Source organism: Mesobacillus sp., assembly GCF_049588175.1.
Classification (GTDB): Bacteria; Bacillota; Bacilli; order Bacillales; family Cytobacillaceae; genus Mesobacillus.
This window is the reverse complement of record NZ_JBAVFI010000222.1, coordinates 1-4,568: the sequence shown is the minus strand read 5'-3', so window position 1 is coordinate 4,568 and position 4,568 is coordinate 1. Positions and strand designations below refer to the sequence as shown.

General features: G+C 42.6%; 8 protein-coding genes. 3 read left to right on the top strand and 5 right to left on the bottom strand.

Features of this window, described 5'->3' with window-relative positions:
• Positions 1 to 374 precede the first annotated feature (374 nt).
• The 3 genes from WB217_RS05590 to WB217_RS05580 form a co-directional block, all read right to left on the bottom strand.
• Positions 375 to 560, bottom strand: coding sequence for a YfhD family protein (locus tag WB217_RS05590; RefSeq protein ID WP_423991444.1), 186 nt, complete (start codon positions 558 to 560; stop codon positions 375 to 377).
• A gap of 87 nt (positions 561 to 647) precedes the next feature.
• A complete protein-coding gene (locus tag WB217_RS05585; RefSeq protein ID WP_423991442.1) occupies positions 648 to 770 on the bottom strand; it encodes a YfhE family protein in 123 nt (40 codons plus the stop codon).
• A gap of 65 nt (positions 771 to 835) precedes the next feature.
• Entirely contained in the window at positions 836 to 1,732 is an 897-nt protein-coding gene (locus WB217_RS05580; protein WP_423991440.1) for a TIGR01777 family oxidoreductase, read from the bottom strand.
• A 142-nt stretch (positions 1,733 to 1,874) separates the two neighbouring features.
• Between WB217_RS05580 and recX the strand changes: the two genes are divergently transcribed.
• Positions 1,875 to 2,687, top strand: coding sequence for a recombination regulator RecX (gene recX, locus WB217_RS05575; RefSeq protein WP_423991438.1), 813 nt, complete (start codon positions 1,875 to 1,877; stop codon positions 2,685 to 2,687).
• Between the two features lie 18 nt (positions 2,688 to 2,705).
• Here the strand turns inward: recX and WB217_RS05570 are convergent, their stop codons facing one another.
• Positions 2,706 to 3,383 carry an SDR family NAD(P)-dependent oxidoreductase gene (locus WB217_RS05570; protein ID WP_423991436.1) on the bottom strand — a complete coding sequence of 226 codons (678 nt, stop codon included), beginning with the start codon at positions 3,381 to 3,383 and terminating at the stop codon, positions 2,706 to 2,708.
• Between the two features lie 88 nt (positions 3,384 to 3,471).
• Here WB217_RS05570 and WB217_RS05565 point away from each other — a divergent pair, with 88 nt between their 5' ends.
• The gene (locus tag WB217_RS05565) at positions 3,472 to 3,807 is read left to right on the top strand and encodes a YfhH family protein (RefSeq protein WP_423991434.1); all 336 of its coding nucleotides are present in this window, start codon (positions 3,472 to 3,474) and stop codon (positions 3,805 to 3,807) included.
• An 18-nt stretch (positions 3,808 to 3,825) separates the two neighbouring features.
• Here the strand turns inward: WB217_RS05565 and WB217_RS05560 are convergent, their stop codons facing one another.
• Positions 3,826 to 4,008 (bottom strand): small, acid-soluble spore protein K, encoded by a 183-nt coding sequence (locus tag WB217_RS05560; RefSeq protein WP_335377165.1) that lies wholly within the window; start codon positions 4,006 to 4,008, stop codon positions 3,826 to 3,828.
• A gap of 116 nt (positions 4,009 to 4,124) precedes the next feature.
• On the opposite strand from WB217_RS05560, the gene WB217_RS05555 reads away from it, so the two are divergent.
• Positions 4,125 to 4,400: a YfhJ family protein gene (locus tag WB217_RS05555; protein WP_423991432.1), complete on the top strand. Its 276-nt coding sequence runs from the start codon at positions 4,125 to 4,127 to the stop codon at positions 4,398 to 4,400.
• Positions 4,401 to 4,568: the final 168 nt, after the last annotated feature.

The window sequence follows — 4,568 nt, the reverse complement described above, 5'->3', positions numbered from 1 at the left end:
CCTCTCCCTTAAAATCAAAAGCAGGATCCTAAATGGATCCTGCTTTTGGTTTTTTTAAAAGGGTAAGGGAGTATAAAATTCACTCCGAGAAATGTCCAGCTCCAGCGCCTAGCCCCTCGAGTTGCTTGTCTGGCTGCGGCTCCTAACTCCACGAGACGCTTCGGTCCTGCCAATGAAGTCAAAGAACGACTTCACCGGTCGGCCTTTCGATGGACAGGACGTCCTAGTGCCGACGTTGCCACAGGACGCGGCGTTTTTAGTCGGCCAGCGCTTGTCGGACTTGCACAGGATGTGCTGACGGCGACGTTGCCACAGGAAGTGGCGTAGTTAGTCGCCGTTCCTTATACAAGGCGCTTGCGCTTTTCTTATCAGGGTTATTTCATTTTTCTTTTCGCACGTCCATCAGCAGCTTTTGAGCGGGCCAATGCTTCAAGGTCGGCCTGATCGGCAAGCTCACGATTGAATTCAACATCGATTCCATCTGTTTTCATGTTTTTAGGAACCTGTGGAAGTGATGCACTATTTTTGCCACGTGATTTCTGTCCTCTGGAACGTCCCATTCGAAAAAACCCCTTTCTAAATTGAAAAAGTACGGAAATGAATTATTTCCGTACTTTTAGGATTTGCCATAAGTGTCTTCTTAATGCCTAATATCTCTTTCCAGCTGTATAGCCGCCAGCCCTGTCAGCCTTTTTGAATTCATGGCTGTATGTAAATTCCTGCATGCTTGATAAAGTACTTTTTGTTTTGTCCTTTTTCTTTTTTTCCATTTTGCCCACCCTTTCAAAATGATTTACTTTACAAGTATCTCCTTCTTGAAAAGTTTTAATCGAATTTATTTTCCGGAAATATCCTTTAACGCGTCCTGTAGATGGGGAAAGTGGAATTCGAAGCCAGCACGGAGCAGTTTTTCTGGCAAGACACGCTGACCTTCTAGCACGAGTATACTCATTTCCCCGAGAATCAGTTTTAGCAAAAAGGAGGGGACAGGCATCCAATGTGGTTTGTTGATAACCTTAGCCAGAGTCTTTCCGAATTGATCCATGTTAACAGGTTCAGGTGATGAGAAATTAACCGGGCCAGTTAACTGATTATTTTCAATCGCAAACATAATACCACCTACAACATCTTTGATATGGATCCATGATAACCATTGCTGGCCTGAACCGATTTTTCCGCCGCCAAATAATTTATATGGCATAACCATCCGGGGTAGAGCACCCCCTTTTTCATCAAGAATAACGCCAAAACGGCAAAGTACAACACGTACTCCTGAGTCACTGGCCGCACTGGCGGCTGTCTCCCAACGAGCAACCGTTTCAGCAAGAAAATCATTTCCCTGAGCAGACTGCTCCGAAAACTCTGCAGTCACCGAAGTGCCATAGTAACCAACCGCGCTCGCATTAATAACGACTTCCGGTTTCAGCTTTAATTTTCCGATTATCCGATTTATTTCTGACGTAGCCCGAAGACGGCTTTCAAGTATTTCTTGTTTATATTCATCTGTCCATCGGTGGTTGATCGTTGCACCGGCAAGGTTGACAATTGCATCTATCCCTTCGAGCGCTTTTTCGGGCTGGTCGCCGTCATTGAGCCATTGAATAAATTGAGGATTTGCACTGGAATTTATTTTGCTCCGAGTTAAAATAATCACTTCATGGCCATTGCGGATCAATTCACTGCTTAATGCTTTGCCGACAAGACCGGTACCTCCGGAAATCGCGATTTTCATTAGTATTCCCCCTTAAGCTCCACTACTTTTATATATTACTTCCTATCGCATGATAAACCTTCTTTTAATGTGTTAAAGTTAGGTATGAGGATTAGTAGAAGAAACTATTCTTGCTAAACAAGGCCTTGAGAGGTGAAATCACATGCCAATTATTTCTAAAATCTCCGTTCAGAAACATAATAAGGACCGTTATAGTATTTTTACCGACAGTGGACGCGGTGAAGAATATGCTTTCAGTGTAGATGAAGATGTTCTCATTAAATATCAATTGAAAAAAGGGATGGAGCTTGATGATTTTGGCGTAACAGAAATGCTTTTCCAGGATGATATCCGGAAGGCATATAATATGTCCATTAACTATCTGGCACACCGGATGAGATCCGAAGCAGAAGTGCGAACTCATCTGAAGAAAAAAGAAGTGGCAGAGCCTGTCATAAAAGAAGCCATTCACAAATTGCATGATTTGAAATTTTTGAATGACGAGGATTTTGCTCTTGCCTATGTTCGGACGCAAATCAATACAACGGATAAAGGGGCAGAGGTTATGAAAAGGGAATTAAAGGAAAAGGGAATACGCCCAGATATCATTTCTAAAGTAGTGGATGAGGTCTCATTCGATGACCAGCTCGAAAAGGCTATTAAGCTCAGTGAGAAATATGCCTTGAAAAATAAGAAGGATTCTTCGAGGATTTTGAAGCAGAAAATTGAACAAATGCTGCAAAGGAAAGGGTATGCCTTCCCGATCATCCGTGCAGCATTGGAGCAAACAGAAGTGGAAAAAGAAGATGACAGCGAAATGGATGCTCTCCGATATCAGGGAGAAAAACTCCATAACAAGCATGTGAAGCTTCCCGCACGTGAGTATAGACAAAAAATGAAAATGGCTTTATATCGGAAAGGATTCCCGATGGAATTAATCGATGAATTCATAAATGAGAAGGAAAATGAGGATTAAAAAAAATCATGACAATCGTCATGATTTTTTTGATTCTATCACAATTTCATCCTTTTCTAGATTGTTGATAATAATATCTGCAACCTCTGCAGCAGTCCTGAATCTTGATGGATCGTCGATATGGTCGCTGCCTTCCCAGAAGGGAGTATCCATTCCGCCCATATAAGCAGCAACGAATCGGATTTCAGTTCCTTCATATTCCTTCTGCATGCTTTCGGTAAAGCCCCTTACAGCAAACTTGCTTGAGCAATACACAGCTTCATTTTTCTTGCCGCGCAGCCCGGCAGTGGAGACGATGTTCAGTACAATACCTTCTTTGTTCAATTCTAAATATGGAAGGATGGCTTTTGTCATTTGAATCGTTCCGAATACATTGGTCTGGAACATTCCCTCGATGTCCTGGTCGGAGATTTCAGAGAAAGGACCAAAATAGCCGACTCCAGCGTTATTAACGAGACCGTAGAGTTCGTGCTTTTTGCTAAGGAGAAGAGCCTTCTCTTTTACATCCTCCAGATTTCGGATATCTAGCTCAAGGGTGGTTGCACTCCCACCTGATTGCTCAATTTGAGCCTGAACGTCTTTTAGTTTATCTTCTGTTCTTCCGGTTAAAATCATATGGTAGTTTTGTTTGGCCAACAGCAGAGAAAGTTCTTTTCCAAGGCCTGATCCTGCTCCAGTCATGATGATCGCTTTCATGGTAGCCTCCTTAAGATAACATGCTATAATTTAGTTATATATCAAATAATCGAATGTTAAAAGCAAGAACAATCCAGGAGTGAAAAATATGAGCAGAGATAAACGTTACAGCGAAATGACAGAGTATGAATTGAACCAGGAAATCGCAAGCCTTCGTGATAAGGCAAGAAAAGCCGAGCAAATGGGCATGGCGAGCGAGCTAGCCGTATATGAACGCAAAACCGCCATGGCAAAATCGTATATGTTGAATCCGGATGATTTCGAACCGGGAGAAATTTATCAGATTGAGGGAGATCCAGGCTCTTACTTCAAGATTGATTACATGAATGGAGTGTTTGCCTGGGGAGCACGCTTAAGTGGTGAAGGAAACGAAGAAGCACTGCCCATTTCGCTTTTGGTAAAATTGGAGCAAAACCAGGAGTAACTCTCCTGGTTTTACAATTTAATGATCCTTTATTGCTGCAGTCGTATCATCCTCACGGTGTGAAGAAGCATACATGCGTTCCTGCGGATGAGTATTGATGGTACCGTCAGCCCTTTTTGAGGCATATTCTGCTTTTGCCCGCGGCTCACCTTCGAACTTGTTGTTGTTTTGGTTTGGGAAGTTGGTTACTTTATTTCGCATATTGGCCTCCGTGACGGGTATTATTACGTGTAAGCCCAAAAGCTGCACGCATCTATAGTATTGGATAAACATAAACGTTGCATAACTATAATAAAAATTGGCAAAGGATGAGCACCATGCATGAATATCATGAACATTTAGCCAGGCTGCTTCTGGAAAAAAACAGAGATATCCCATATGAAAAGGCATTGACATGGGTGGAACTATTATGGGGCGACTTCGAAGCAACCTATGCCAAAGCCGGCCATAATTACATGGGAAGTGAAATGACCGAAAAGGTAGTCCGCCAGTGGATCGAGCATTACGGTTCTCAGCTCCATGAATTTGTCGCGAGGAATCCTAAGTATAAACATTTATTGGAGCAGGACGCAGATCAATCAAAACCTCATTAATGTGTTTTAAGAACACCATCGAGTTGTTCCAATAAGGGTCATTGGAACAACTCGATGGATGAGAAAAGCCAATCCAATGTTCCAATAAGGGTCATTGGAACAACCCAAGGATGAGAAAGGCCAATCCAATGTTCCAATAAGGGTCATTGGAACAACATAAGGATGAGA